The organism is Chitinophaga sp. Hz27, from assembly GCF_042263525.1.
Taxonomy (GTDB): Bacteria; Bacteroidota; Bacteroidia; order Chitinophagales; family Chitinophagaceae; genus Chitinophaga.
In genome coordinates this window covers 357,598-384,361 of the sequence record NZ_JBHKFJ010000004.1, presented here as the reverse complement: position 1 = coordinate 384,361, position 26,764 = coordinate 357,598, and the positions used below count along the sequence as shown (strand labels likewise).

Here is a 26,764-nt window from a genome sequence, read left to right as displayed (position 1 = left end):
AAACCGATCTTAACCGCTGCCTATCCTTAGAGTTTAATGTGAATACATTGAACAAGACTTCTTTTATCCAAATATAGATGCTATGCATTCAAAAGCTACTCCTAATAGCCCTTTTAGTGCTTCCTTTGTTATCCTGAAAACCTGGAATGGGTCATCTCCCAAACTCCGGAAAAACCCCAGGTATGTCCGGTGGTGGAAAGGCCTGATGTCTGTACTATTGATGTTGGGATTTTTCGCAACTAACGTGAACGCACAAACGTATTATCAACGCGTTTATGCTAATCAGCAAGCTAATGGCCATTCCTTGCTATGCCTGGCTTGCGGTGTTACCGACTCCCTGTTGGCAATAGATGCTCCGCCAGCAGGATTGAACACTGCTTCTACATTGAATTCGGATATCGGTCTGCTGTCTTCCGTATACCAGGATCTTATCTTCCCCGCTCCTATTCCAGTTACACAAGGTGTAATTCTTAAAATTGGAACAGGCGCCGTTGTAAGTGTAACACTCGCTGATATCACTGCTCAACCAATGAGTGGCTCAGTTACCAATCAAGGAAATCCAACCAGTTTAAACTCTGCTTTGGCTACTCTCCTTACCAGTAATAACCAATCAGAAATTTATATACCTGCTCCTTCCCTATCTGGTGCTACCGGTACTTATGACCGCGTGCGTGTAGCGATAGGCGGTCTTGCCACTGTAGCTACCAGCATTCAATTATATGCCGCCTATTATAATACTCCTGCCACAAGCGCCCTCGCTTGTGATAAACCAATTGATGTTATCGGTGGTGTGAAAAGTCTGATTGATATCGTCAACCTTGTAAATCTGGGTAGCGTCGCCAATCCGCAAAATGCAATTGATGGGAATGTAAGTACTTTTGCACAACTTCAAACACTGGCTACCGTAGCCGGTTATTCGCGTTTAAACGTGATCTTCCCTGGTCTTGCAAAAACAGGAGACTCCGTGCGCATCGTATTAGGAAATGCAGGATCATTATTATCGCTTACTGCTTTACAATCTATAACTTTCCTCACTTACAATGGAAATACTGTAGTAGATAGTATTCAGGCAAGTAGTAACCTTTTGACTTTAAATTTACTCAACGGACCAAGCACGCCGCAGGTAGCCACCTTCGCGTCGTCAGGGCCGTTCGACCATATTGAAATAAGATTGGGAGCACTTGCTAATGTGCTAAACAGTTTGAATGTATATGAGGTAGATCGCGTGATCCCAAGTCCGATAGTTTCGGCTGCATCAGCGAATCAATCTACCTGTTTAAATACACCTGTTTCCTTCGCAGTGCAAAATCCAGATGCAACGCTTAACTACACCTGGTATAATGGTACAGGCGGTGTTGTACAAGGACCTTCCACTACTTCAACTTTTGCGCCTCCGGTGAATACCGCAGGTAAATTCAATTATTTTGTATCTGCCAGTCGTGCTATATGTACCACCGGTTCTCAACAGACACCGCTGACTTTAAATGTAAAGGCATATACAACTGCCGCTGATATCAACTTCCCTGATTCAGCTTTTGGTTGTATGGGAGATACTGTGAGAATCAGTCCATACTCTACAATACTAACAGCAAAACCAGTATTCACCTGGTGGAAAGATGCTGCTAAAACCACACAAATCACCAATGGTCTCATAGATGGCGGCGTTACATACGGTGTAGATTCTACCGGTAAATTAACTATCATCGGCCTCGGCGCCAGTACCGCTACCTATTATGTAAGTGCCAGTGACAGCAACCATTGTGATAACCTGGCAAATACATTGAAACAGGTAACTGTTACCATGACCAATAAAGCACCAAAACCAACATTAGGTGCATCCACGGTCTATGGAAGTATTGGCCAGCCAGTTACATTAATGGCCACACCTCCGGGTGGTGGTACTGTATTCTGGTATAGCGATACTACACAGGCGCCAATCTCCAGTGGAGATACGCTAGTAGTAGGCCCATTCCCTACTCCTGGAACACATGTATATTATGCGGCTGTACGACTCAGCTCCGGCGGTGCATGCGAATCTTTCCGTGTTGCTGATACTGCGATTATCATTCCGCTGGTCAATACATCCTGTAACGCACCTACCACTACTACTACAGGTACTACTTTAGGTTGTATACTTTGTAGCGTTACAAATCCAAATGGCGCGATAGATACCACCGCAAATACCTATAGCACCCTGAACATACCAGTGGGCTTACTTGGTGGCAGTGTTTATCAACAGGTGTTCTTCCCTGCACCAGGTGCGGCTACCGATAGTCTCCGACTCCAGTTCGGTTATTCAAGCGCCCTCCTGAATGTTGGGCTCCTGGCAGGTATCGAAATCACCCTCGCCAACGGTACAACCGTAATCAGAAGAGATACCTTAGCTAATCTGGTTACATTGAACCTGCTCAGCAGCGGAACTTCATTTGTTGTAACGGTACCAACAGGTGCTGCTTACAATACAGTTCAGGTGAAACTAACTGGTGTAGCCAACCTGCTCTCTTCCATCAACTTCTACGGTGTAAGAGCAGTAGCGCCTAATCCAACATTTACCATTAATAATAATGCTACCGCTTGCGCCGGACAAACAGCTGTTATTACTGCAAATGGATTAGGTACCAGCAATATCAATTGGTACGCTGATTCTACTACCACTACCATCGCAGGTACAGGACCAACCTTCACAACACCAGTGCTGAATACACCAGGAGTAGTGAAATACTTCGCAAAAATCATAGATGCGAATGGTTGTCCTAATCCTGAACGCCTGGCTGTAAGTATTACTGTAAATCCACTTGCTACACCAGCTGATATCATTGTTAATGATACCACTACAGCTTGTACAAGTGGCAACGCTGTAATTACTCCAACAGCTAATCCTACTTCCAATATCACCAACCCTGTATTTACCTGGTACCTGGATGCGGCTAAAACGCAACCTATCACCAATGGTACAGTGAGTGGTGTTACCTATAATGTTGATTCTACCGGTAAGTTAACCGTATCCGGACTCGCGGCAGGTAACTATACCTACTATGTAGCCGTTTCTGGTACTAACCGTTGTCCGAATGCGGCTAACAACCTGAAAGCAGCTAACGTGAAAATTGTTACTGCCCCTGCTGGACCAGTTGTTCCTGGTACGGTGGTAGTAGCTACCGGACAAACCGCCAGCCTGACTGCAACGCCAATACCTGGTGCTACTATCAGCTGGTATTCCGATTCTACAGCTACCACTCCTGTTGGTACAGGCACTCCGTTTGTAGTTGGACCATTTAATAATCCGGGCACCTACACTTACTATGCAGCGGTAACCATTCCGGGTGCTTGTGAGTCAAAACGTGTAGCCGTAGCAGTGGTAGTAACAGGTCCAGTTATTCCTTCTCCGGATTGTAATGTTCCTACTTCTCAGGTTTCCGGTACCTCCCTGGGTTGTATCCTGTGTTCTGTTCAGAATCCAACCAATGATATCGACAGCAATAAAACAAACTTCACTACATTAAGTATGCCTGTTGGCTTGTTGGGTGGTTCTGTATACCAACAGTTGATATTCCCTAATGTAGGTAGTGCTACAGATAGCATCAGGATTAACTTTGCAGCACCTACTGGCCTTGCGGATGTTAGTCTGCTTGGTGGTGTAGTAGTAACTGTTTATAATAATACCACGAAAGTGGCTGCAGATACATTAGCTAATCTGCTGACACTTCGTTTGCTCACCAGCCAGAATTTTGTTGCAACCATTCCTGCAACGGCACCATACGACCGTGTGGAAGTGCGCATCACCGGGGTAGCTAACCTACTTACTTCTATTAATATCTATGGTGCAAGGATAATCTATCCTAAACCAGCAGTAGTAACAACAAACGACACAGTGTGTGTGAACAATAAAGCCACGCTGGCAGTAACTCCGGTAAATGGTACTGGCGTTCATTGGTATGCTGATTCTACCAGCACTACTGTATTGAGTTCTAATTCAACTTATACAACAGATAGCCTGAAAGTACCAGGTACTGTTACCTATTGGGTTGCTGTTTATGGCGGATCACAGAATTGTGAAAATCCTGAAAGATTCCCTGTGAATGTTGTTGTAAATGCAGCACCACAAGTGCCAGGTGCTGATCAGAACATCACTGCTTGCGCGGGTACCAGTGTATCCTTACAGGTTATCAAACCAGTTACCGGCCTTACCTACAACTGGTATAATGTTGCAACTGGCGGCACTAAACTGAATACAGACAGTGGCTTTGTGTTTAAAGTAAATAGTATCACTGCAGATACTACATTCTATGTGGAAGCACAGAGCTCATGCGGCGCGGTATCTTCAAGACAAGCGTATCATATCCTCGTGGGTCAGGCATTACAACCGCCTGTGGTTTCACCAAATCCGGATTCAGTAACAGTAGGTGCTACAGCCGTGCTGACAGCTACACTGCCTGTATCTAACGCTACTATTACCTGGTATGGCTCACAGGCAGGTAACGATTCACTGGCTACCGGTGCAACGTTTGCTGCGCCTGCCCAATCAGCGCCGAATACTATCGTGTACTGGGCCCAGGCATCTATTAAAGATTCTTCTTCCAGCATTTGTCAATCTGCAAGAGTACCTGTAACCGTAGTTACTTACCAGGGAGATTCTCTCGCTGTGCCTTGTGAACGCGCTGTTTCACAAACAGTCGGTGGTAGCGGCCTCCTGATATTAGGCAACGTTTACAATCCAAACTTTGCAGTAGATGATAATCAAAATACTGCTTCTTCCCTCGTAATCAACCTGGGCGCGCTCAACGCCACAGTATGGCAGCGCGCCGCATTTACCGGTCCTTCTGCCCCTGGCGATAGCGTACGGGTACGCCTCTCCGCTCCTAGTCAGATACTTTCTGCAGCCGTACTTGCAAGCGTACAGCTGACTGCATATCTTGGAAATACTCCTGTAGACTCAATACTGGTAAGTAATCCATTATTGCATGTAAATCTGCTGAATAGCGGTTCAACCGGCGAATATACCTACATGCCTAAAGGTACCTTCGATGCTATACAAGTGACGCTGAAATCAGGTGTAGTAGGTGCACTGACAAGTATCAACTTCAACTCTGCACGCCGCATAATTGCAGCTCCACAGGTACAGGCGTCCTCTGTAACTGTATGTAGTGGTAGTGCAGCTACACTGAATGTCAATAATCCTTCACCAAATGTTACCTATCGCTGGTATACTTCTAACGGTACCTACCTGACAGGTAAAGATGGTGCAAGCCTTACTACTGGTGCTATCACTACTGACTCTGTGTTCTATGTATCTGCCTTCAGAGCTGCAGTAGGTTGTGAAAGCTCAGACAGAACAGCGGTTAATATTAAAGTCATAGCAACGCCACTGCCTCCAGTATTAACGCCTGATACAATTGCTGTATGTCCTGGTTCAAACGCCAGTGCAGCGATCAGCAACCCTGTAAGCGGCTATTCCTATAGCTGGTACAATGTTGCAAATGGTGGTACTAAACTGAATACAGACAGTGGTTTCGTATTCACAGTAAATAATGTTACTGCTCCGGTAACATATTATGTAGAAGCTAAAAATGACAGCTGTAACACGGTATCTGCAACACGTACTTCCGTACTGTTTACAACTACCTCTCAGCTGGGATCTCCAGTGGTAACGCCAAATCCTGCTATCGTGGATACTGGTAAGAGTGCTATACTGACCGCAACCCCTCCGGCTGCCAATGCTAAAGTAAAATGGTATGCTACTCAGTTTGCGACCGACAGTATCTTTGAAGGATTGCAGTATGTAACCGTTGCTAAACATACACTGAGCACCGATACATTATGGGTACAGGCTGTCCTGGATTCTACCGGTACTTGTTCATCTCAGCGTATCCCAGTGCTGATCTATACACGTCCAATGCCGCCAAATGCAGTTCCTTGCGAACGAGCAGTTGCTCAAATCAATAGCGGAACCTCCACCGGTGGTGTCCTTGGTTTGGGTACTGTTGTCAACCCAGAACTGGCGGTAGATAATAATACTGAATCTGCATCTTCCCTGGTACTGAATCTGGGTGTACTTGGTGCCAACGTATGGCAGCGTGCACTCTTCAATGGTCTGTCTACCATTGGTGATACCGTTGAAGTACGCCTCAGCAGCCCAAGTCAGGTACTGTCTGCCGCATTACTGGCAGGCGTGCAGTTAACAAGCTACAACGGCAATACTCCTGGTGATAGCCTCCTGGTGAGCAACCCACTCCTGCATCTTAGCATTCTGAGTGGTACACAAGGTGTGGTAATATCATATGTTCCTTCCAAACAATTCGATGGTATCGAAGTGAAACTGAAGTCTGGTTTGGCAGCGGTACTCACCGCGGTAGACTTCAACTATGCACGTCGCGGAATAGTAGCACCTACTATCATCGCAAATGATACCAGTGCATGCGTTGGAACTCCAATAACATTGAATGTTGTAAATCCAGTAACAGGTGTAACCTATAGCTGGTATGATCAGAATGGAACCAAACTGAAAGATAGTCTGGCATACATCATTCCGCCTACTCATGCAGCAGGTATTTACACTTATACTGTATCTGCAACAAGGGATACTTGTAATGTCCAGACATCTAAAGCCGTGTCTGTAAATATTCTGGCAATTCCTTCAGCACCGGTAGCGGATAGCAGCAATGCAACTTCTATATGTGCAAGCAATCTTCCAGATACACTGAAAGTAATTGCCCAACCTGGCGTAACCTACACCTGGTTCGATGCAATTGGCAACCAACTGCCTGCTAACAACAACATGTATATTGTTCCGCAGGGTACAGCAGCTGGCTTACACACTTACTATGTAAAAGCTAATAATACCAATGGTTGTGGTAACGACTCCGCACGTACGCAGATCACTCTCAATGTATTCCAGAATGCATTGCCATCTGATATCACGATCGATACCGCACAACATGGATGCGCAGGCGATACAATACGTCTGACCCCAACCAGCACCACTATCACTAATCCTGTGTTCCAGTGGTACCTTGATCAACAGAAAACACAGCCTGTAACAAGCGGGGTGAATCCAGCAACAGGTGTGTTGACTATAGCTCCAGCTACTGCGGGAACCTACATTTACTATGTAAGTGTTGGGCAGAACAATGGTAGCTGCGCTAATCAGCCAGGTAACCTGAAAGCGGTTACAATCACCGTAAATTCAAAAGCACTGGCAACTGATATTCAGGCCAATGACACCACTGCATGTGCAAACAGCGCCACTTCTATCACTGCTACCAGCACCACTATTACCAACCCTGTATTCAAATGGTACCGTGATGCTGCACTGACACAGTTCATAAGAAGTACCAGCACTTTCGTGACTGACACGCTGAGCGCGACTACTATCTATTACGTAACCGTTTCAGGAACCAATGCTTGTGAGAATGCTCCTGGCAATGCTAAGGCGGTAACTGTAACAGTACTCGGTGCAATTCCACCTCCAGTAGCCGACAGCAGCAATCCTGCTTCCGTATGTACAAGCAATCTGCCGGCAACGCTGAAAGTGATTGCTCAGCCAGGATTAACTTATACCTGGTACGATGCTTCCGGAAACCAATTGGTAGCTGCTAATAATACATATGTTGTTCCAGTAGGTACCACTCCAGGAATACATAACTACTTCGTAAAAGCTAATGGTAACACTAGCTGTGCAAATGATACAGCACGTACACAGATTTCCATCAGCGTGTTCAATAATGCAGTGCCAGCCGATATTAATATCGACAGCGTGCAAAGTGTGTGCGCAGGTGATACCGTACGACTGACTCCAACCAGTACCACTATCACTAATCCAGTGTTCCAGTGGTACATGGATCAGCAGAAAACACAGCCTATCACTACTGGTGTAAATCCGGTAACAGGCGTACTCACCATTCCTAACCTGGCAATCGGCCAATACCAATACTATGTGAGCGTAAGTTCTAATGGTAATTGCGCTAATCTGGCAGGTCAGCTGAAACAGGTAACGGTGAATATTGGTAGAAAAGCCCTGGCTACTGATATCCAGGCAAATGATGCTACCACTTGTGTAAACAGCTCTACTGTTCTTACCGCAAGTAGCACCACTGTCACCAACCCAGTATTCAGATGGTATCGTGATGCTGCGCTGACTCAGTTTATAAGAAGCACCAGCTCCTTCGTGACTGATACGCTGAATACAACCACTACGTACTATGTAACAGTACAGGGTACGAATGCATGTGAAAATGTTCCAGGTACCGCTAAGGCAGTAACTGTAACAGTAAGCAGCTTCACCGCTCCTGTAGTTGTAGGTGCTGCCATCTGTGCTGGTCAAACAGCATTGTTGACAGTTAGCAACCCTGATCCTACAGTGACCTACACCTGGTATAACTCCCTGACAAGAAGTATTACGCTGGCAACAGCTGATAGCTTCAGAACATCGCCACTGGTAGCAGATACTGTCTTCTACCTCCAGGCAAGCAAAGGAAGTTGTATGCTGCCGCTCATCCCTGCAACCGTGACTGTAAATGGGGCTCCTACACCAGTAGTAGATACCAACGTAGCAGTCTGCAGTGGAACAGCCGCAACAATCAATATCAAAGCACCAGTAAGCGGTGTGGTTTACAGATGGTTTAATGTATCTGTAGGCGGTACTGCACTGAATACCGATGCAGGTACTTCTTATACAACCAATGTACTCACCTCTTCTACCATCTTATATGTTGAAGCAATTGGTGTAAGCGGATGTACAGGAACATCAGCGCGCGTGCCAGTTACGGTGGCCGTGTCTCCGGTTCCTGGTGCACCAGGTCTGGTAACAAATAGTCAGACTGTATGCGCAGGAAGCAACGTAACATTTACTGTTGCTAACCCTGATCCATCACTGAAATACCACTGGTTTGATGCAGCCGTAAATGGTACAGACCTCACTCCTAACGGAGCAACCAGCTATACAGCAAGCAATGTGACTGCTAATGCAACATACTATGTTGCCGCATTCAACAGCGCAGGTTGTAGCAATGCAGGTGCAAGAACAACAGCAATGGTGAATGTGCTTGCAGCTCCGGCAACACCAACAATTGATATCAATAGCCAGGTAACATGCAGTGGTAATCCAGTAACATTCAATATTACCAACCCTGATCCAGCATTGAAATACATCTGGTACAATGCCCTGACTAATGATAGCCTCACGATAGGTGCAACATTTACTACTGGTCGTCTGAGTACAACAACAGACTACTTGGTAACAGCAAGAAATGCAGCTGGATGTTACAGCCTGACCAAGCAAACGGCTACAGCCACCGTAGTTGATTCTATCGCTACGCCAAATGCTGGTTCTAATGTGACACTCTGTCTTGGAAATACACTGAACCTCGCAGTTGTCAATCCGGTTACAGGTATGATCTACCACTGGTATACAAGTGCAACAAGTACTACACCTGTGGCAACAGGAGCAAGCGTAAGCTTCAACGGTGTGACTACAAACACCAGCTACTATGTAGATGCAAGTGCAGCGAACGGTAATTGTGTAAGTACCAACAGAGGTCGTGTAGACGTATCCGTAGTGAACATCCCTACTGCTCCGGCTGTAGTGAACCCTGCGGTGACAACCTGCACCAACAGTAATGCAACCTTGCAAGTACAGAACCCTGACAGAACGCTCACTTACAACTGGTATGCAACAGCAGCTGGCGGAACATTGATCACAACTGGCGACAGTGTAACGGTAGGTCCAATAACAGCAAATACATCTTACTATGTTGAAGCAGTGAATGCCGGTGGTTGTGCTAGTCCAACCCGCACCCTGGTAAGTGTAGCAGTAGGAAATGCTCCTTCAGCGCCACAAGTAGCAGGAAATGATATCAGTCAGTGTCCAGGCGCTACTTATGTACTGACAGCATCATCAACTACTCCAGGTGCAACCTTCAGATGGTATGCAACTGCTAATGGTACAACACCAGTGAGCACCAACGCTCAGTTTGTGACACCACCTATCAATGCAGACGCAGTATACTATGTAGAAGCTTCAATAGGTACAGGATGTACAAGTGCTACCAGAACGCAGGTGCCAATTACAGTATTGGCAGCCATCGCAGCACCAACAGTAACAGTAAGCGCAAGGACAGCTACCAGCGTAACATTTACATGGCCGGCAGTACCAGGTGCACAACGTTATGTAGTTGCAGTAAATGACACTACTAACTTCATCGCACCAAGTACAGGAGATAACGGTACTTCTCATACCGTAACTAATCTGCAGCCTAATCAGCAAGTAACGCTGTATGTAAGAGCAATAGGTACATCCTCTTGTCAGAATAGTCTGCTCTCTGCTGTTACAGATAAAACAACTAATCCACAGGGTAATAATATCTATGTACCAAACCTCTTCAGTCCAAATGGTGATGGTGTGAATGATGTCGAGTATGTATACGGAACCGCTATCGCTGAACTCGAATTCAGGATCTACAACCAATGGGGTCAGCTGGTATTCACTTCTAAGGACCAGCGCCAGGGATGGGATGGTACCATGAGTGGTGTGAAACAACCTGTGGGCGTTTACGTATGGATCGTAAAAGCAACCATGCAGGATGGCACCGTGATCACGAAGAAAGGTAACGTGACCCTCATGAGATAAAAACGTTCTTAAAACCCGTGAATAAATCATACCGGGATGATAGCAATAAACAACTGTCATCCCGGTAATCTTGAACAAGTAAAAAATGTTCCTATGAAGAGGATTTTTATAATTGCGATACTTTTATGGAGCAGTTTGTTGCCCCGCTTTGCTGCTGCGCAGGTTGATCCGCATTTCTCTCAATATTATGCATATCCACTTTGGTTAAACCCTGCATTGACAGGTATTATAGACGGAGATTTTCGTATAAACGGAGATTATCGTAATCAATGGGCCAATTATGGCAAACCATTCTCTACTGCAGGTGTATCTATCGATGCCGCCACAGATAAAAATATTGGCATCGGTGCCAATGTGCTGAATATGTCTGCCGGCGATGCAGGATATAACTATCTCAATGCAATGGCTAGTGTATCTTACTCCGGTGTGAAATTCGGTAGAACTAAAACCAGTCAGATCGTTTTTGGTATTCAATTCGGGTTACTCAATAGAAGAATTGATCCTGCCAAATTCCAGACTGGTAGCCAATATAACCCTACCATCGGTTTCGATCCAAGTATAGCAAATGGTGAAAATATTTCTAAAACATCCGCCAGCTCTTTTGATGCGGGTGCTGGTGCTGTATATTTCGATAGTAACCCAAATCATCGTTTCAACCCTTTCCTAGGATTTGCAGCTGCTCACCTTACACAACCTAAAGACCCCTTCTCTGCTGATGGATTAGACAGGACCCTGCCTATAAGGTGGTTGATTCATGGAGGTACTAAAATTAAGCTTAACGAACAGTTTAGTCTTACTCCTACAGGTCTCTATATGCACCAGGGAAATGCAGAGGAAACAGTGTTAGGCGTGTATGCTTCTATGGCGGTGAATCCAGAATTCGATTTCCTACTGGGTGGAAACTATCGCTTCAATGATTCAGCTATTCCTTTTGTAGGCTTCCATTTTAAAGGATTTACGCTGGGACTTAGCTATGATGCAAATACCTCTAACATGCACAGACTCGTTAATGGTAGCCAAAGCTTTGAGGTATCACTCTCCTTCATCAGTCGTAAGCGTAGAACGTTGAATCAAGAATACTTCATCTGTCCAAGATTATAGAAAATCAAACGCCGAAGATCTAAAGGGAGGAAAAATTTATACGAAAAAAAGAAACGAGACCCTCATGAAAAAAATTACACTCTGCTGGCTACTTGTTTTTACCGGGATCATAAGCTCCGTGCAAGCACAGTACGTTTATGACTATAAACATACTGCAGATATCTACTATAACGCAAGAGACTATTATTCTGCTGCACAGTATTATAACAAAGCCCTCGGTACCTTCAAGGTAAAACCAGAACAGGTATTACCCTATACTATTGGTGGCCCGCCACCAAGTGGAAAAATGAAAGACTACCAACAAGTAGTTGCACGCCTGGCCGAATCCTATCGTTTATACAACGACTATGGTAATGCGGAAACCTGGTACGCACAGTTGGTGGGGTTTAATAACCCGCAATTCCCGCAAGCCCGGTATTGGTACGGCGTATGCCTGAGGGCAAATGGGAAATACCAGGAAGCACTCGACCAATTCAATAAATTTAAACAATCATATACTGCCGCTGACGACATCTCTACTCGAACAACGCTGGAAATTCAGACTTGTGAATTTGCCCTTGAAGAAGAAAAAAAACAACCCCGTTTTTCAATAGTTAAAACAGCTGGTACTGTAAACGAAGGTGGCGCAAACTATGCGCCCGTAATGATTGATCCCAATACCCTAATGTTTACTTCTTCCCGGCCTGAAAACATGCCGGTGCCAAATACTACTAATGAGGCAAAGAAAAACAGGGAAAATAAAAAAGCAGGAACGCCTTATGTGAATATGCTGTACACTGCTACAGGTGCAGGGAACGACTTTAGCAATACGCAAAAAGTAGCTATGCCTGATCCACCCAAAGGATGGGACCAAGGAGTAGCCGCAGTATCCCCTGATGGCAAGTTCTTATACTTCACTCGCTGGACCCTCAAAAATGGCCTGAAACAGGCTAATATTTGCGTTAGTTCCAGAACTGGTGGTAAATGGTCTGATCCTGTTCCTCTAGGCAACAACGTGAACGTAGATGGCTATAATTCCATGCAGCCATTTATTACCAGTGATGGTAAATACTTGCTCTTCTCCTCTAACAGACCTGGAGGCATGGGTAAATATGATATCTGGTACTCCGTTATATCCAATGGCACTCCTGGCAGCGCCAGAAATATCGGCACAGCCATTAATACCAAAGATGAAGAACAAGCCCCATTCTATGATTCAGAGAAAAATCTGCTCGTGTTCAGCTCCGATGGGCGCGTAGGATTAGGTGGTATGGATTTCTTCTCCAGTGAAGGTGATTTTGGTAGCTGGTCTGTTCCTAAAAATATGGGTAAACCACTCAATTCTCCTAAAGACGATATTTATTATACCGCATTAGACAATACACATCCGTTCGCATCCGGATTTATTAGTTCGGATCGCGAATCAGTTTGTTGCCTTGAAATTTTTGGTATCAAGCGTCTTCGTAAAATTGTAAGTGGCCTCATCATTGATTGTGATACACACAAACCGCTGGAAGGCGCCACAGTTACATTGATGGACTCTGCCCGTCAGAAAATAGTAGCCAAACAAACACTTGATCGTACAGGAAGATATACTTTCGAAGCAGACCCTAGTCGTCAATATAAGTTGATGGCCGAAAAAGAAAACTATTTTACGAAAGGTCTCCCATTCCGTACCGATGGCCTTGAAACATCTGATTCTCTCGAGAATCCAACATTATGTCTCAAGCATTATGAAATAGAAAAGCCAATCGTAATTAATAATATTTTCTACGATTTCAACAAAGCAACATTGCGTGAAGAATCTAAAGTAGTATTGGATACTGTTGTGGATATGTTGAAAGATAATCCAAAACTGACCATAGAAATGGCAGCACATACCGATAGCATTGGTTCCGATAAATACAACGATAAATTATCTCAGCAACGTGCACAGGCTTGTGTGAATTATCTTATCAGCAAAGGAATATCATCAAACAGACTGATTGCGAAAGGCTATGGTAAGCGCAGACCAATAGCGCCAAACTCCTTACCTAATCATAAGGATAATCCAGAAGGCCGCCAGTTAAACAGACGAACAGAATTCACTGTACTTCGCCGTCAGGTGGAGGCTCCCGTAAATAACAATCAGACGGAATAGTAATTGCCGTCATTGATCCATATCCTCGTGAATAACATACGACCACTGCAGAATAGCCCGCGCAATTGCGTGGGCTTTTTCTTTTGATTCATCACACTTTATAAAAGTGCTGCCTTCTTGTTAAAGAAGAGCAGCACTACACAGTTTTAACTTAACCAGATCCGATGAAATGTCGGATTAGTTGCCAGTTTTACCAACAGCACCAATCGCAACAGTATCTTTCGCTGTACCAGCAAGCACTTTCAGGTGAGCAGCATATTTCAGTACATCTGCATAACGGAACGCAGTATCCTTAGTACCAGTTGCAGTGTTTAATTTAATTGTTTTTACACTGGTGAAAACGTCGATATTCATTGCAGCACCAGTACCTTTTACAGCATCACCAGCTTTAACGAACAGGGTGTCAGTTGCAGGCTGTGCTGGAGTTCCACCAATCAGGTAGATGAACTGAGCAGCATCTTTGGTTGTTTTAGTCAGCTGCAGTTTCATGGTGATAGAGCTATCCTGATTTTCAGACAGTGTAACGATAGCTTTGTCTACCTGAGCATCAGCACCAATACCTTTAACTTTAAATGTGGTTTGACGTGGAGTAGGTGTGTTGTCGTCATCTTTTTTGCAGGCAGTGAAAGTTACGGCCATAGCAGTAGCCATCATGACTCCCGCAGCGAGAGCACGTTTCTTTGAAATTGACATGATTCGTGATTTAAATGAAGATTGTTAGATTGATACAGTCTTTTACTAAAATGCGTTATTTTTTTGCAATAGGTTTTCAGCGCTTACTGGTTTGTTAAACGAGACTAATTTTAAAAAGTTACAGCAAGAGTTAAAAAAAATAAATCTGCTAAATTTTTTTACTGATGAAATCCTTTACTGTGCTATGTTTTGAAAGAAAAATATTTTTGGTATATGCTTATGCGTTAGTTTGAATTCCTTTCTTTATTAATTTTTCATTCATTATTTTTTTCTCCACCTGTAACATTTCAATAAGAATATTATTGCTAATGGTTTTTCGTATATGCGTTAACGATATAACTAAATAATTTTTATGTAGAACTAAATCATGCAAAAAATATCAATTTATATATTTATAAATAATATAATACATTGAGATAAAAAGCAGGTCTGGTTTGAAAGAGATGTATTACCTTTGCCGGGTTTTGTATAATACTTTAATCTAATAAACCAGTAACAAGAAATAGTATGTCTCTTACAGTGGTAGGTACTATGGCGTTCGACGAGATCGAAACCCCATTTGGAAAATCAGGAAAAATTATTGGTGGTTCTGCAACCTTTATTGCCTGGGCAGCGTCTAACTTCGTAAGCCCAATCAATCAGGTGTCTGTAGTAGGCGGTGATTTCCCGCAGTCTGAAATGGATGCTTTACAGGCAAAAGGTGTGAAAATGGACGGTGTACAGGTGAAAAAAGATGAAAAAACCTTTTACTGGTCCGGTAAGTATCATATGGACATGAACACCCGTGATAGTCTTGTTACTGACCTCAACGTACTGGCAGACTTCAATCCTATCATTCCGGAAAGCTACCAAGGCACTGAATTCCTGATCCTCGGTAACCTGACACCACAAGTTCAGATGAGCGTTCTCGATCAAATGAAAGAGCGCCCTAAACTGATCGTAATGGATACTATGAACTTCTGGATGGAGGTAGCGCTGGAAGATCTCATGAAAGTGCTGAAAAAAGTAGATGTCCTGATGGTAAACGATAGCGAAGCTCGTCAACTCAGTGGCGAATACTCTCTCGTGAAAGCTGCTCGCAAAATCATGACCATGGGCCCTCGCTACCTGATCATTAAAAAAGGTGAACACGGTGCCCTCCTGTTCCATGAAAATCACGTATTCTTTGCTCCTGCCATGCCGCTGGACGATGTATACGACCCAACCGGCGCTGGCGATACCTTCGCTGGTGGCTTCATCGGATACCTCGCTAAAACGAAAGATATCTCCTTCGAAAATATGAAAACTGCGATCATCGTAGGTTCTGCAATGGCTTCCTTCTCTGTAGAGAAATTTGGTACTGAACGTATCAGAGCGGTATCTAAAGAAGAAATCCATTCCCGCATCGAACAGTTTGTACAACTGGTTAACTTCGATATCGACCTCGTATAGTCGTTAATATATTATAAAAGGAAAGCCCCTCTACTCAGTAGAGGGGCTTTCCTTTTATAGCTAATGTCTATTATTTATAAATTTCATTCAGTACAGCAGCCAGTCGCAAACCACCTTTCAATAACTGTGTATTCAGGTCATTAATGAATACATAATTATAGCGGTAACTCAGCTTTGAATCCGGCTTAGTGTAGCCATAAACTTTATCTGCCAGCACATGCGACTCAAACATCCAGTCGGCGATGCTGCCTGATTGGTAGGATTTTATTTCAGCAGTAGTGGCAATGTCCAGCGCTTTTGTATATTCTGTATAACTAAGCTGCTGGAAATCAATTAACTGCTCGTCCCAAACGCGATGCAGATTAGATGGGTTGTTAAACCATAACAGCGTGATTTTATTGCCACCCTGGTCTTCATCATGACCCACATGCAACGGCTGGTGCATATCTCCCATCATATGAATAAGGAAAGTCATGGCAAATACGTGTTCTTCTTTAGATAAAGTACGATTCTTTAATTGCTTGATCATCGCCTGTGTTTCGGTATACAGGTTTTCGCCAGTAGCGGCTACCAGCTCCTTGTCAAACTCCGCTCTGTCTATGCCTCCAGGAAAATCCAGGTAATGCCAGGTGTTGGTGTGATCATATTTATGTGTGGTGTCGGATTTGATGAAATCCGGCCAATTGGCTACCATGGCCATACTCTGACGACCCAGAATTTCAATTACCGCCTTGCGCGCCTTCGGTGTCAGATGATTGAAGGCAATCTCCGCAACAATACGATGCCCATTGGGCCCCCAGGCGAAGCTGGCAATAGGTAAAAGGAAGCCCGCTAAAAGGGCAAAAATTACTTTCTTTCTCATAATTGTTTCTCCTCGTTGTTCGGCAAAAGTAAAGACCTTTTTAACACTTTTGTCCACCGTTCTTTAGTATTTTTGAGGACTGCTCAATTATTAATCACATTATGCCTTTTAAGATAACAGCTCCATATGCTCCCGCTGGCGACCAGCCGGAAGCTATCAGACAATTGACCGAAGGACTCAACGAAGGTGAACAGTTTCAGACATTGTTAGGGGTAACCGGTTCTGGTAAAACCTTTACCGTTGCTAACGTCATCCAGCAAGTGCAACGCCCTACCTTGGTACTTACGCATAACAAAACCCTCGTAGCCCAACTTTATGGCGAATTACGCCAGTTTTTCCCGGACAATGCCGTGGAATATTTCGTGTCTTATTATGATTATTACCAACCTGAGGCATATATGCCGGTGAGTGATACATATATCGAAAAAGACCTGGCCATTAATGAGGAATTGGATAAACTCCGCCTGAAAGCAACTTCTAATCTTCTCTCCGGAAGAAGAGATATTATCGTAGTAGCTAGTGTTTCCTGTATCTATGGTATGGGTAACCCTACTGATTACGAGAACAGTATTATCAGAATAAAAATAGGACAATCAATCGGCAGAAATACCCTCCTGCATGGATTGGTGAATTCTCTCTATTCCAGAACTACTGGCGATTTTAATCGCGGTAACTTCAGGGTACAAGGAGATACGGTAGATATCAACCTACCATATGTGGACTTTGGTTATAGAATTACCTTCTTTGGAGACGAGATTGAAGAGATTGAAACCATAGATGTACAGAATGGTAAACGTATAACCAGAATGGACGATGCGGCCATCTTCCCGGCAAACCTCTATGTGGCGCCAAAGGAAATGATGCAACAGATCCTCTACGAAATCCAGGACGAACTAAAAGCACAGGTAGAGTATTTCAAAGCGAATGGTAAACTGATCGAAGCACAACGCTTGTCTGAACGTGTAAACTATGATGTGGAAATGATCAGGGAATTAGGCTACTGTAGCGGTATTGAAAACTACTCCCGCTTCCTTGACCGCCGTGATCCAGGAAAACGACCATTCTGTTTACTCGATTATTTCCCTAAAGACTTCTTATTAGTAATAGATGAAAGCCATGTTACAGTACCACAAATTGGTGGAATGTATGGTGGTGACCGTTCTCGTAAACTGAACCTGGTAGAATATGGATTTAGACTGCCTTCAGCGCTGGATAACAGGCCATTGAATTTTTACGAATTCGAAAACCTCCTGAATCAGACCATCTTTGTAAGTGCCACTCCAGGCGAGTATGAGCTGAAAAAGACAGAAGGTATCGTAGTGGAACAGGTTGTACGTCCTACCGGTCTGCTGGAACCTCCTATTGAAATACGCCCGAGTGTAAACCAGGTGGATGATCTGCTGGATGAAATAGATAAGCGTGTTCAGAAAGGCGACAGAGTGCTGGTAACCACCCTGACCAAGCGTATGGCTGAAGAAATGGATAAGTATCTCCAGCGTATAAATGTGAAGTCGAGATATATACACTCAGAGGTAGATACATTAGAGCGAATAGAGATTTTAAGAGATCTGCGTTTGGGTAATATAGATGTATTAGTTGGAGTGAACCTCTTAAGAGAAGGTCTTGACTTACCGGAGGTTTCACTGGTTGCCATATTGGATGCCGATAAAGAAGGCTTTCTCAGAGATGAGCGTTCCCTGACCCAGACGGCAGGTCGTGCGGCACGTAACGTAGATGGCCTCGTGATATTCTATGCAGATAAGATGACTGATAGCATGCAACGTACGATCGATGAAACGAATCGTCGTCGGGAAAAACAGGTAGCCTATAATATAGAACATAACATCACACCAAGAACGGTGCGTAAGAGTAAGGAGCAAATCCTTGGTCAGACTTCTGTGCTGGAAATCAAGAACTTCGACGAGCATTCGCCATATGCAGTTCATGATGAAGTAACGCTTGTGGCAGAAGATGCGATGGAAGTGGCTAAGACCTCTGCGGCGGCGGTGAAAACTATTCCTCAGATGGAAAAGGCTATATCTAAGGTTAAAAAGGATATGGAAAAGGCTGCCCGTGATCTCGATTTCATGGAAGCTGCTCGCCTCCGCGACCAGATGTTTGCCATGGAAAGAGAGTTGCAGGAGATGAAAGCCTAGAAAATGAGGACATTAAGTCAATCATTATCGAAGAACAAGCAAAAAATCGGCTTTCCTCACTTCAAAATATTAAACGTATTGCCTATCTCATATATAGAATTTATTATTATATGAGGTAGGCTATTTCATTTCGCTTTTATTTTTATTAGATATATAATCTATTTATTATTAATTATTTAATATGATGTTTTTAGAAATACAGTAAGACATCTACCCCTTAAAATTAAAAATTGTTAACCTTACACAAAATAATTCGTAATTAATTGATAGTCATTCTGTTAAATTGTTAATCTTCCCTTCTTTTTATTCTCATATCCTGAAAAATAATAATTAATATTATAATTAATTTATATGTGATTAGTTTCAGGGCAAATATTTGCCACATTATTCAAAATAATCTATTTTTTGGCCCTTCTATTTGACGTTTTAAATTTCGAATCTACTTTTATTTAAGAAATTTAAAATTCAAGTGCTATGAAGAAAAACTCATTCCAAGACTATCTACCCTTCATTTTTTTGACGGTAGTTGCAATTATTGGGATTTTTATTCCCTCAGTCCCCGCTTTTGCCGATACCAGCAAGTATAATTTCGCGGACATTGCCTGGATCCTGGTAGCCGCTTCTCTGGTATTTTTAATGACCCCCGGCCTCTCCTTCTTTTATGGTGGTATGGTTAACCGAAAGAATGTGATCTCCACGATGATGCAAAGCTTCATTGCAACAGGTCTAATTAGTGTATTATGGGTAGTAGTAGGTTTTAGTCTGGCATTTGGTAAATCTATTCATGGCCTCATCGGAGATCCTACTAGCTTCTTTATGTTTAGAAACGTAGAGAGCAGCGCTCCATGGAGTTTAGCCCCCACCATCCCCATGTTATTATTTGCACTCTTTCAGATGAAATTTGCCATCATCACCCCTGCCCTGGTAGTAGGTGCGGTAGCTGAAAGAATTCGCTTCACTTCATATGTATTATTTATGGTGCTTTTCAGTTTACTGGTATATGCACCAATTGCGCACTGGACCTGGCATCCGGATGGTATCTTATTTAAGTTGGGTGTGCTCGACTTCGCGGGTGGAACAGTAGTGCATATTTCTGCTGGTTGCGCAGCGTTGGCTGGTGCCCTGGTACTGAAACGCAGAAAAGACCATATTGAAAAGAAAGAACTGCAACCTGCAAATATTCCATTCGTACTGTTAGGTACTGGTCTGCTTTGGTTTGGCTGGTTTGGTTTCAACGCTGGTTCTGCACTGGCTGCAAATGGCCTTGCTGCTTCAGCTTTCGCAACTACGAATACCGCTACAGCAGCTGCTGGTTTATCATGGGTATTTTTTGATGTGGTAAGAGGTCGTAAGCCATCTGCACTTGGTTTCTGTATCGGTGCCGTTGTGGGCCTGGTGGCTATTACGCCTGCTGCTGGTTTTGTTGCAATACCACAATCTATCTTCATTGGTTTCGCTGCCGCTATCGTATCCAATATGATGGTTCACTGGAAATCTAAAACTACGATCGATGATACACTGGACGTATTCCCTTGTCATGGCGTAGGTGGTATGGTAGGTATGTTACTCACTGGTATTTTCGCTACTAAAACTGTAAACGAAGCTGGAAACAATGGCTGGTTTTATGGCAACTTCGAACTGTTCAAGAACCAGGTGCTGGGACTCTTACTGGTAGTCACTTATAGCTTTGTGGTTTCTTATGGACTGTTTAAGTTGATCAACATGATTCACCCGCTGCGCGTTTCTGATGACGAAGAAGCATTAGGCCTGGATACTACACAGCACAATGAAAGTTATCATCCGGCTTTAATGACTGTTAACGACGATGGTGATTTGAAAGAAGAAACAGAACTGATACACTCTTGAAGCGTATCAACTGTTAACATAGCAAGTGAAATTAAGTTCTTTGATCTGGATATTTATCAACTGTATTAATATAATCGCGTATATGCGATAACGTTAGAATGATCTGGAATGGATAATCAGCGCAGGAAGCCTTCACGGTGGAACTGCTATGAAAGCTTCGTTGGTTATCCATTCCTTCTATGCACTTTGCACGCCGCTATTTTGAAATTGACCTGTATTAAGTACTTATAAGCATATAGTGCACGCACACCCCAAAACAACGCAGAAAAGGCAGCATTTACATCTTACCATTTTATCAACCAAATCATAAGTAAATGAAACGACTGCTTACCACCTTATTTGCGTCAGGCACGCTATTGTCTGCCACCGCCCAAACATCTACAGATACCACATCTGTACCGGCATTTAAATTATCTGGTTCTGCTGATGTTTACTATAAGTATAACCTGAACGGTAATTACACAGATAATAAAACGAGTTTTACTAACTCTCACAATTCTTTTGAACTGGGAATGGTTTCGTTGAAGGTGGAGCATGGATTTAAAAAGGGAAGCATTGTTGCTGACCTTGGATTTGGAAAACGTGCGGGCGAATTTTCCTATAATGATGTGCCTGGTTCTTCGAATGGCTTGTCTATGGCTATAAAGCAATTATATGTTTCATACCAGTTAACCGATAAAATTAAGTTAAGTCTTGGTAGTTATGCAACCCACGTAGGCTATGAATTGGTGGATGCATATTCAAACAGAAACTACAGCATGAGCTATATGTTTAGCTATGGGCCATTTTTTAATACTGGTCTGAAAGCTGATATCGCGCTGTCGTCTTCTTTAAGTGCAATGGTAGGTGTTTTCAATCCTACGGATCTGAAATCCGTTTCGCAGAATAGCCATAAGTATGTTGGTGCGCAGCTTGGATTCACGCCAAGTGGAACACCGTTGAAATTATACCTGAATTATCTGGAAGGAAAAGATACCAGTGGTATTCAAAATCACCAGGTAGACTTTGTAGCTACTTATCAGTTTTCAACCATTTTTGGGCTGGGGTATAATGGTACTTATAGCACGTACCTGAATAGCCGCCTAAAGGGAGAAGCGGATAAAAACGCTAAATGGTGGGGTTCTGCATTATATGTAAACCTGGATTTTACTAATAAGTTTGGGCTTACATTGAGAGGAGAATATTTCTCCGATAAAGATGGCTTGAAAGTATTTACTACAACACCTACTGGGGGGAATGTAGTGGCAGGCACATTATCATTTAACTATAAGGTAGGAAACCTTACTTTAATACCTGAATTCAGATTGGATAAGTCTTCTGTAGATTTATTCACCAAATCGGATGGCGTTCCGACAACAACAACTGCTAACGTATTATTTGCTGCGACTTATCATTTTTGATATTACTGCAAGGTAGACCAACATCATTTTTCTGTCTTTTGAGATTACCCTGTAGGCGTTCCGGCGCCTGCAGGGATATTTTGTATTTGATAGGCTGTTGTTTAACAGCTGATTTAAACCATTTTTATTAACAATTATTATCTTGCTGAAAATTTATTCCAAACGATGTTACAGTCTTCCACGTTAAAGTTTTTGCGAGCATTAAAACAGCATAATAACAAGCCCTGGTTCGACGAACACCGGGATGAATACATGGCCGCGAAAGCTGATTTTGAAACGTTAGTTCAACAGATTATTGACGGACTACAAAAACAAGATCCTTCAATGGCGGGCCTTCAGGTGAAGGACTGTGTGTTCAGGATCTATAAGGATGTCCGGTTTTCCAAGGACAAGACCCCTTATAAAGAAAACATGGCGGCGTCTTTCCAGCTTGGTGGAAAGAAATCTACTTTAGCAGGTTATTATTTCCACCTGGAACCAGGAGGAAATAGTATGGCAGGCGGCGGCTTATGGATGCCTCCCGCTCCTGAACTAAAAAAGGTAAGACAGGAAATAGATTATAATTTCGAAGAATTCGAAAGCATCATTTCCAATAAAGAATTCATAAAGCAATTCGGGAAAATTGAGGGCGAATCTCTCAAAACAGCCCCCCAGGGTTATCTGCCAGATAATCCTGCGATTGCATATCTCCGTTTAAAAAGCCTGGTAGTATCTCGTCCTATGACAGACGAGTCTGTGGTACAGCCTGCAATGCTTAGGGATATGCTAAAAACATTCTCCGTTATGCAACCTCTGCTGCAATTCATTAATCGTGCAATGGACTAAGTTGCAGCCGGCTTATTAGTGCTGTCTTGATATGCTAAAAATCTCCGGTCCACAGTCTGTGAATCACGATGATCAGCAGTAGCAAGAATATAGGAATACAGACAAGACCGAACACAATGAGGAATAGCCAGCCTAGCTTCTCTTTTGCTTTATCGTCAGGTCCAAATCCCATGCAATACTAATAAGCCGGTTAAAATTAGTTTTTGTGAATCAGGAATTCGAACGGACGCGCTTTTCTGTTTTTGAGGAGATTCTCTTTGTCAGAACGGGTGTGTGCGAATTTCTGATTGTAGACATTGGCGACTTCAATAATTGGAATAATCCCGTCCAGAGTATCCTGCTGATCAACAATATTCATGATCCTGGATACCTGTGAGGAAAAGTTCGTACTCCACTCCTCTGTAAACTTGTGCATCAACAAAAGCTCGCGATTGGTGTTGGTTTTCATAGGACTTAAGGGTGTTTTCAGATTAGACAATAGCGAAAATTAAAATGCTCTTTCTCTAAAATCGGACTACTCTAAAATTTAGTTAGCTGGCATAGGATTATTAGTACCAAAATTCAATTTTATCCTTCAGAAATCAATACTACTTCCGTGTAATTTTTATTAACAATATTAATTTCTCAAACTATATGAATAAAAAAAAGCAAGTGGTAATCCACTTGCTTTTAATGTTTTATAAATATAATCTCGTATAGTCGTGTCAGATATCACTGTGTCGCATAAACGATTTGGGCGGTATGCCTAACACAACAGTATGATTATAACCAGTTTTTAGCCATTAAGTACTCAGCGATCTGCACGGCATTGGTAGCAGCGCCTTTACGCAGGTTATCCGCTACTATCCACATGTTCACAGTTTTAGGCTGGGTTTCGTCTCTACGGATACGACCTACAAAAACTTCATCTTTGTCGTGCGCATCTTTAGGCATTGGATATTCCGCTTTGGCAGGATTGTCTACTACTATCACGCCAGGAGTTGCTGCGAGTACAGTACGGATATCACCCAATTCGTATTCCTTATCAAATTCGATGTTAACCGCTTCACTGTGACCACCCATTACTGGGATACGTACAGTCGTTGCCGTTACCAGGATATGATCATCACCCATGATTTTTTTGGTTTCATTCACCATCTTCATTTCCTCTTTGGTGTAACCATTATCTGTGAATACATCAATCTGAGGAATTACGTTCAGGTCAATAGGATAAGCATACGCCATATCACCCTGAATACCCTGTCTTTCGTTCATCAGCTGAGTAACCGCTTTAACGCCGGTACCAGTTACTGACTGATAGGTAGAAACCACCACTCTTTTAATGTGATATTTTTCGTGTAATGGTTTTAACACCATTACCATCTGAATAGTAGAGCAGTTAGGGTTAGCAATGATTTTATCTTCAGGAGTCAAAGCATCACCATTAACTTCAGGAACTACCAATTTTTTGGTTGCGTCCATTCTCCATGCGCTGGAGTTATCGATAACAGTAATACCTGCTGCTGCGAATTTAGGAGCCCATTCCAAAGAAGTGCTACCGCCTGCAGAGAAGATTGCTACGTTTGGTTTCATGGCAATTGCCGTATCTGCACTAACCACCTTATAGCCCTTGCCCTTAAATGTTACTTCCTTACCTACTGACCTCTCAGAAGCCACTGGAATCAATTCTGTGACAGGAAAATTCCTTTCTGTCAAAACTTGTAACATTTTTGAGCCTACCAATCCGGTAGCTCCTACTACGGCAACTTTCATTGTGTTTGTAAATTTTAAATTTTTAGAAGTTCAAAATTAATATATACTCGCCTCTTTTCATAATATCTAAATTTTTTTGCGCTCTGTTAACATGTAATTAAGGAAGGCCGCCAAAATTTAGCATAGCTTCACGTATACCAATTATTTTTGTTATGTTGATGCCCATTGTTTGTTTAGTAGCCACCAGTGTGGCTTGTAACCCAGTTGATACAATTCGGCCTTCGGCCAATGATGTCATTATCCAGGAAATTATGGCCAAGCCAACCCCTTCCAGAGCATTGCCGCCATTTGAATACCTGGAGCTTTTTAACCGGTCCCACGAAATTATAACCCTTAAGAGCTGTATTATAGCAGTCAATAAACGGGATATCATTTTACCAGATGTCGCCTTGCCACCGGCACAGCTCCTACTGGTTTGTCCCGCTGCAGCAAAAGATAGCTTCCAGGCCCCGCTGGTACTGGGAATAGATAAGTGGCCCGCTATCCCAGATGACACAGGCACTATCGTTTTCTATAACCAGCAACGTAATATTATCCATGCCGTGAGTTATAATAAATCCTGGTATGGCAGTACCGATTATAGTAAAGGTGGTTATAGTTTGGAGATGATTGATGCGACAGTGCCCTGCATTGATAAGCCCAACTGGATGGCAGGTGCCGCTAGTGCGGGCGGCACGCCCGGCCTGCCGAATGCCGCCGCCAGAAAACTGGAAAATATTTCCGGGCCTGTCCTGTACTACATAGCAGCAGCGGATTCCAGTCACATACAACTCTACTTCTCCCAAACCTTAGATAGTATGGCAGCTGCTTCACCGGAACGATATCTCATAGAACAACCTGCCTTAGGACTTGCCCGGCCATTGAAAGTGGAAATACAGGCGCCTCTTTTCAATGCAGCACTGCTTACCTGTAATCCCCCACTAAAACCTGGTCTGGAATACAATATCACCGTCAATGGTTTAGATAATTGCCTGGGCCTTAGGGGAACAAAGGTGGTCCAATCTTTCCAATTGCCAGACCCAATTAAACCTGGACAGATATTTTTTAGTGAGATATTATTTGATCCTGGTGGCAGTACGCCAGGGTTTATAGAGATTTATAATAACGGCACTCATGCCGTTAATTTACAATCCCTGAAAATCCAGAATATTCGCGGGGATGGGCGGACTGATATACCTAAGCTGCTCAGCACCAACGGAAGATTGCTGATGCCAGGCCGTTGTATCGCTTTTACTGCTGATGCGTTGCAACTTTGCAACCGCTATAACTGCAAGGAACCAGGAGCTATCCAGGAATTAAATATGCCGCTGACCTATGTGGGTGGTGGCGGATTAAGGCTATTGACCGCTGATAGTACAATGTTAGAGGAGATTTGGTACAATGGTGACTGGCAGTTCTCTCTGTTTTCCAATAGCAAGGGCATCTCACTGGAGCGAATTAGTTTTGAGCGCCCGGCCGCCAATGCGGATAACTGGCAGTCATCCACTGCAGCTACTGGCTATGCCAGCCCAGGATGGATGAACCAAGTGAGTCCGGACAGCACCGAAACAGTGGAAGTTACTTGCAGTACCCCTGTTTTTACCCCAGGAAATACAGATAATTTGCAGCTGGCAAAATGCAGATATATGCTGGGGAATCAGCTGTGGGTGGCGAATGTAATAGTGTATGATGTAACAGGTAGGCCTATACGATCTATAGCCAGGAATTTACCCCTATCAGGAACTGGTTTTTTCACATGGGATGGATATGATGAAAAAAAAGTACTTTTGCCGGCAGGTGTTTATATATTTTTTATCGAAATATTTAACCCCCAAGGCCGCATCAGACGCTGGAAACAGCCTGTCGTGCTGGCACGAAAGTTGAATTGAACCAGCCTCCTGACACCGGCGACTCTTATAGGTCAATTTGTCAGCGGGCAATCTATTATAATTATTTATA

The 26,764-nt window shown here is 43.3% G+C and carries 14 protein-coding genes; 9 read left to right on the top strand and 5 right to left on the bottom strand.

Annotated elements, in window-relative coordinates:
* Positions 1-82: 82 nt before the first annotated feature.
* The 3 genes from ACE38W_RS11080 to ACE38W_RS11070 all read left to right on the top strand — a co-directional run bounded on the left by ACE38W_RS11080 (position 83) and on the right by ACE38W_RS11070 (position 13,841).
* Positions 83-10,621 (top strand): gliding motility-associated C-terminal domain-containing protein, encoded by a 10,539-nt coding sequence (locus ACE38W_RS11080; RefSeq protein ID WP_375830862.1) that lies wholly within the window; start codon positions 83-85, stop codon positions 10,619-10,621.
* 93 nt (positions 10,622-10,714) lie between these two features.
* Positions 10,715-11,722: a PorP/SprF family type IX secretion system membrane protein gene (locus ACE38W_RS11075; RefSeq protein WP_375830860.1), complete on the top strand. Its 1,008-nt coding sequence runs from the start codon at positions 10,715-10,717 to the stop codon at positions 11,720-11,722.
* Between the two features lie 64 nt (positions 11,723-11,786).
* Complete coding sequence (locus ACE38W_RS11070) at positions 11,787-13,841, top strand: OmpA family protein (protein ID WP_375830858.1); 2,055 nt, start codon at positions 11,787-11,789, stop codon at positions 13,839-13,841.
* 177 nt (positions 13,842-14,018) lie between these two features.
* On the opposite strand, the gene ACE38W_RS11065 is transcribed toward ACE38W_RS11070, so the two are convergent.
* On the bottom strand, positions 14,019-14,534 hold the full coding sequence (locus ACE38W_RS11065; protein ID WP_375830856.1) for a hypothetical protein: 516 nt from the start codon (positions 14,532-14,534) through the stop codon (positions 14,019-14,021).
* A 507-nt stretch (positions 14,535-15,041) separates the two neighbouring features.
* Between ACE38W_RS11065 and ACE38W_RS11060 the strand changes: the two genes are divergently transcribed.
* Positions 15,042-15,965, top strand: a complete 924-nt coding sequence (locus ACE38W_RS11060; protein WP_375830855.1) for a PfkB family carbohydrate kinase — start codon at positions 15,042-15,044, stop codon at positions 15,963-15,965.
* Between the two features lie 70 nt (positions 15,966-16,035).
* Here the strand turns inward: ACE38W_RS11060 and ACE38W_RS11055 are convergent, their stop codons facing one another.
* Entirely contained in the window at positions 16,036-16,827 is a 792-nt protein-coding gene (locus ACE38W_RS11055) for a S1/P1 nuclease (protein WP_375830853.1), read from the bottom strand.
* Positions 16,828-16,928: 101 nt separating this feature from the next.
* Between ACE38W_RS11055 and uvrB the strand changes: the two genes are divergently transcribed.
* The 4 genes from uvrB (at position 16,929) to ACE38W_RS11035 (ending at position 23,074) form a co-directional block, all read left to right on the top strand.
* A complete protein-coding gene (gene uvrB, locus ACE38W_RS11050; protein ID WP_375830851.1) occupies positions 16,929-18,983 on the top strand; it encodes an excinuclease ABC subunit UvrB in 2,055 nt (684 codons plus the stop codon).
* Positions 18,984-19,457: 474 nt separating this feature from the next.
* The gene (locus ACE38W_RS11045) at positions 19,458-20,849 is read left to right on the top strand and encodes an ammonium transporter (RefSeq protein ID WP_375830849.1); all 1,392 of its coding nucleotides are present in this window, start codon (positions 19,458-19,460) and stop codon (positions 20,847-20,849) included.
* A 314-nt stretch (positions 20,850-21,163) separates the two neighbouring features.
* The gene (locus ACE38W_RS11040; RefSeq protein WP_375830847.1) at positions 21,164-22,249 is read left to right on the top strand and encodes a porin; all 1,086 of its coding nucleotides are present in this window, start codon (positions 21,164-21,166) and stop codon (positions 22,247-22,249) included.
* A gap of 165 nt (positions 22,250-22,414) precedes the next feature.
* Positions 22,415-23,074: a DUF2461 domain-containing protein gene (locus ACE38W_RS11035; protein WP_375830845.1), complete on the top strand. Its 660-nt coding sequence runs from the start codon at positions 22,415-22,417 to the stop codon at positions 23,072-23,074.
* 196 nt (positions 23,075-23,270) lie between these two features.
* Here the strand turns inward: ACE38W_RS11035 and ACE38W_RS11030 are convergent, their stop codons facing one another.
* The 3 genes from ACE38W_RS11030 to ACE38W_RS11020 form a co-directional block, all read right to left on the bottom strand.
* Positions 23,271-23,489: a hypothetical protein gene (locus tag ACE38W_RS11030; protein ID WP_375830843.1), complete on the bottom strand. Its 219-nt coding sequence runs from the start codon at positions 23,487-23,489 to the stop codon at positions 23,271-23,273.
* A gap of 347 nt (positions 23,490-23,836) precedes the next feature.
* Positions 23,837-24,826 carry an aspartate-semialdehyde dehydrogenase gene (locus ACE38W_RS11025; RefSeq protein WP_375830841.1) on the bottom strand — a complete coding sequence of 330 codons (990 nt, stop codon included), beginning with the start codon at positions 24,824-24,826 and terminating at the stop codon, positions 23,837-23,839.
* 97 nt (positions 24,827-24,923) lie between these two features.
* Positions 24,924-25,064 carry a hypothetical protein gene (locus ACE38W_RS11020; RefSeq protein WP_375830839.1) on the bottom strand — a complete coding sequence of 47 codons (141 nt, stop codon included), beginning with the start codon at positions 25,062-25,064 and terminating at the stop codon, positions 24,924-24,926.
* Positions 25,065-25,077: 13 nt separating this feature from the next.
* Between ACE38W_RS11020 and ACE38W_RS11015 the strand changes: the two genes are divergently transcribed.
* Positions 25,078-26,694, top strand: coding sequence for a hypothetical protein (locus tag ACE38W_RS11015; RefSeq protein WP_375830837.1), 1,617 nt, complete (start codon positions 25,078-25,080; stop codon positions 26,692-26,694).
* The last annotated feature ends 70 nt before the right edge of the window (positions 26,695-26,764 follow it).

What these genes read in the sequence shown, in the direction of transcription:
- ACE38W_RS11080 (WP_375830862.1), top strand. Translation starts at nt 83, where the DNA reads ATGCATTCAAAAGCTACTCCTAATAGCCCTTTTAGTGCTTCCTTTGTT.
- ACE38W_RS11075 (WP_375830860.1), top strand. Translation starts at nt 10,715, where the DNA reads ATGAAGAGGATTTTTATAATTGCGATACTTTTATGGAGCAGTTTGTTG.
- ACE38W_RS11070 (WP_375830858.1), top strand. Translation starts at nt 11,787, where the DNA reads ATGAAAAAAATTACACTCTGCTGGCTACTTGTTTTTACCGGGATCATA.
- ACE38W_RS11065 (WP_375830856.1), bottom strand. Translation starts at nt 14,534, where the DNA reads ATGTCAATTTCAAAGAAACGTGCTCTCGCTGCGGGAGTCATGATGGCT.
- ACE38W_RS11060 (WP_375830855.1), top strand. Translation starts at nt 15,042, where the DNA reads ATGTCTCTTACAGTGGTAGGTACTATGGCGTTCGACGAGATCGAAACC.
- ACE38W_RS11055 (WP_375830853.1), bottom strand. Translation starts at nt 16,827, where the DNA reads ATGAGAAAGAAAGTAATTTTTGCCCTTTTAGCGGGCTTCCTTTTACCT.
- uvrB (WP_375830851.1), top strand. Translation starts at nt 16,929, where the DNA reads ATGCCTTTTAAGATAACAGCTCCATATGCTCCCGCTGGCGACCAGCCG.
- ACE38W_RS11045 (WP_375830849.1), top strand. Translation starts at nt 19,458, where the DNA reads ATGAAGAAAAACTCATTCCAAGACTATCTACCCTTCATTTTTTTGACG.
- ACE38W_RS11040 (WP_375830847.1), top strand. Translation starts at nt 21,164, where the DNA reads ATGAAACGACTGCTTACCACCTTATTTGCGTCAGGCACGCTATTGTCT.
- ACE38W_RS11035 (WP_375830845.1), top strand. Translation starts at nt 22,415, where the DNA reads ATGTTACAGTCTTCCACGTTAAAGTTTTTGCGAGCATTAAAACAGCAT.
- ACE38W_RS11030 (WP_375830843.1), bottom strand. Translation starts at nt 23,489, where the DNA reads ATGCACAAGTTTACAGAGGAGTGGAGTACGAACTTTTCCTCACAGGTA.
- ACE38W_RS11025 (WP_375830841.1), bottom strand. Translation starts at nt 24,826, where the DNA reads ATGAAAGTTGCCGTAGTAGGAGCTACCGGATTGGTAGGCTCAAAAATG.
- ACE38W_RS11020 (WP_375830839.1), bottom strand. Translation starts at nt 25,064, where the DNA reads ATGACATCATTGGCCGAAGGCCGAATTGTATCAACTGGGTTACAAGCC.
- ACE38W_RS11015 (WP_375830837.1), top strand. Translation starts at nt 25,078, where the DNA reads ATGGCCAAGCCAACCCCTTCCAGAGCATTGCCGCCATTTGAATACCTG.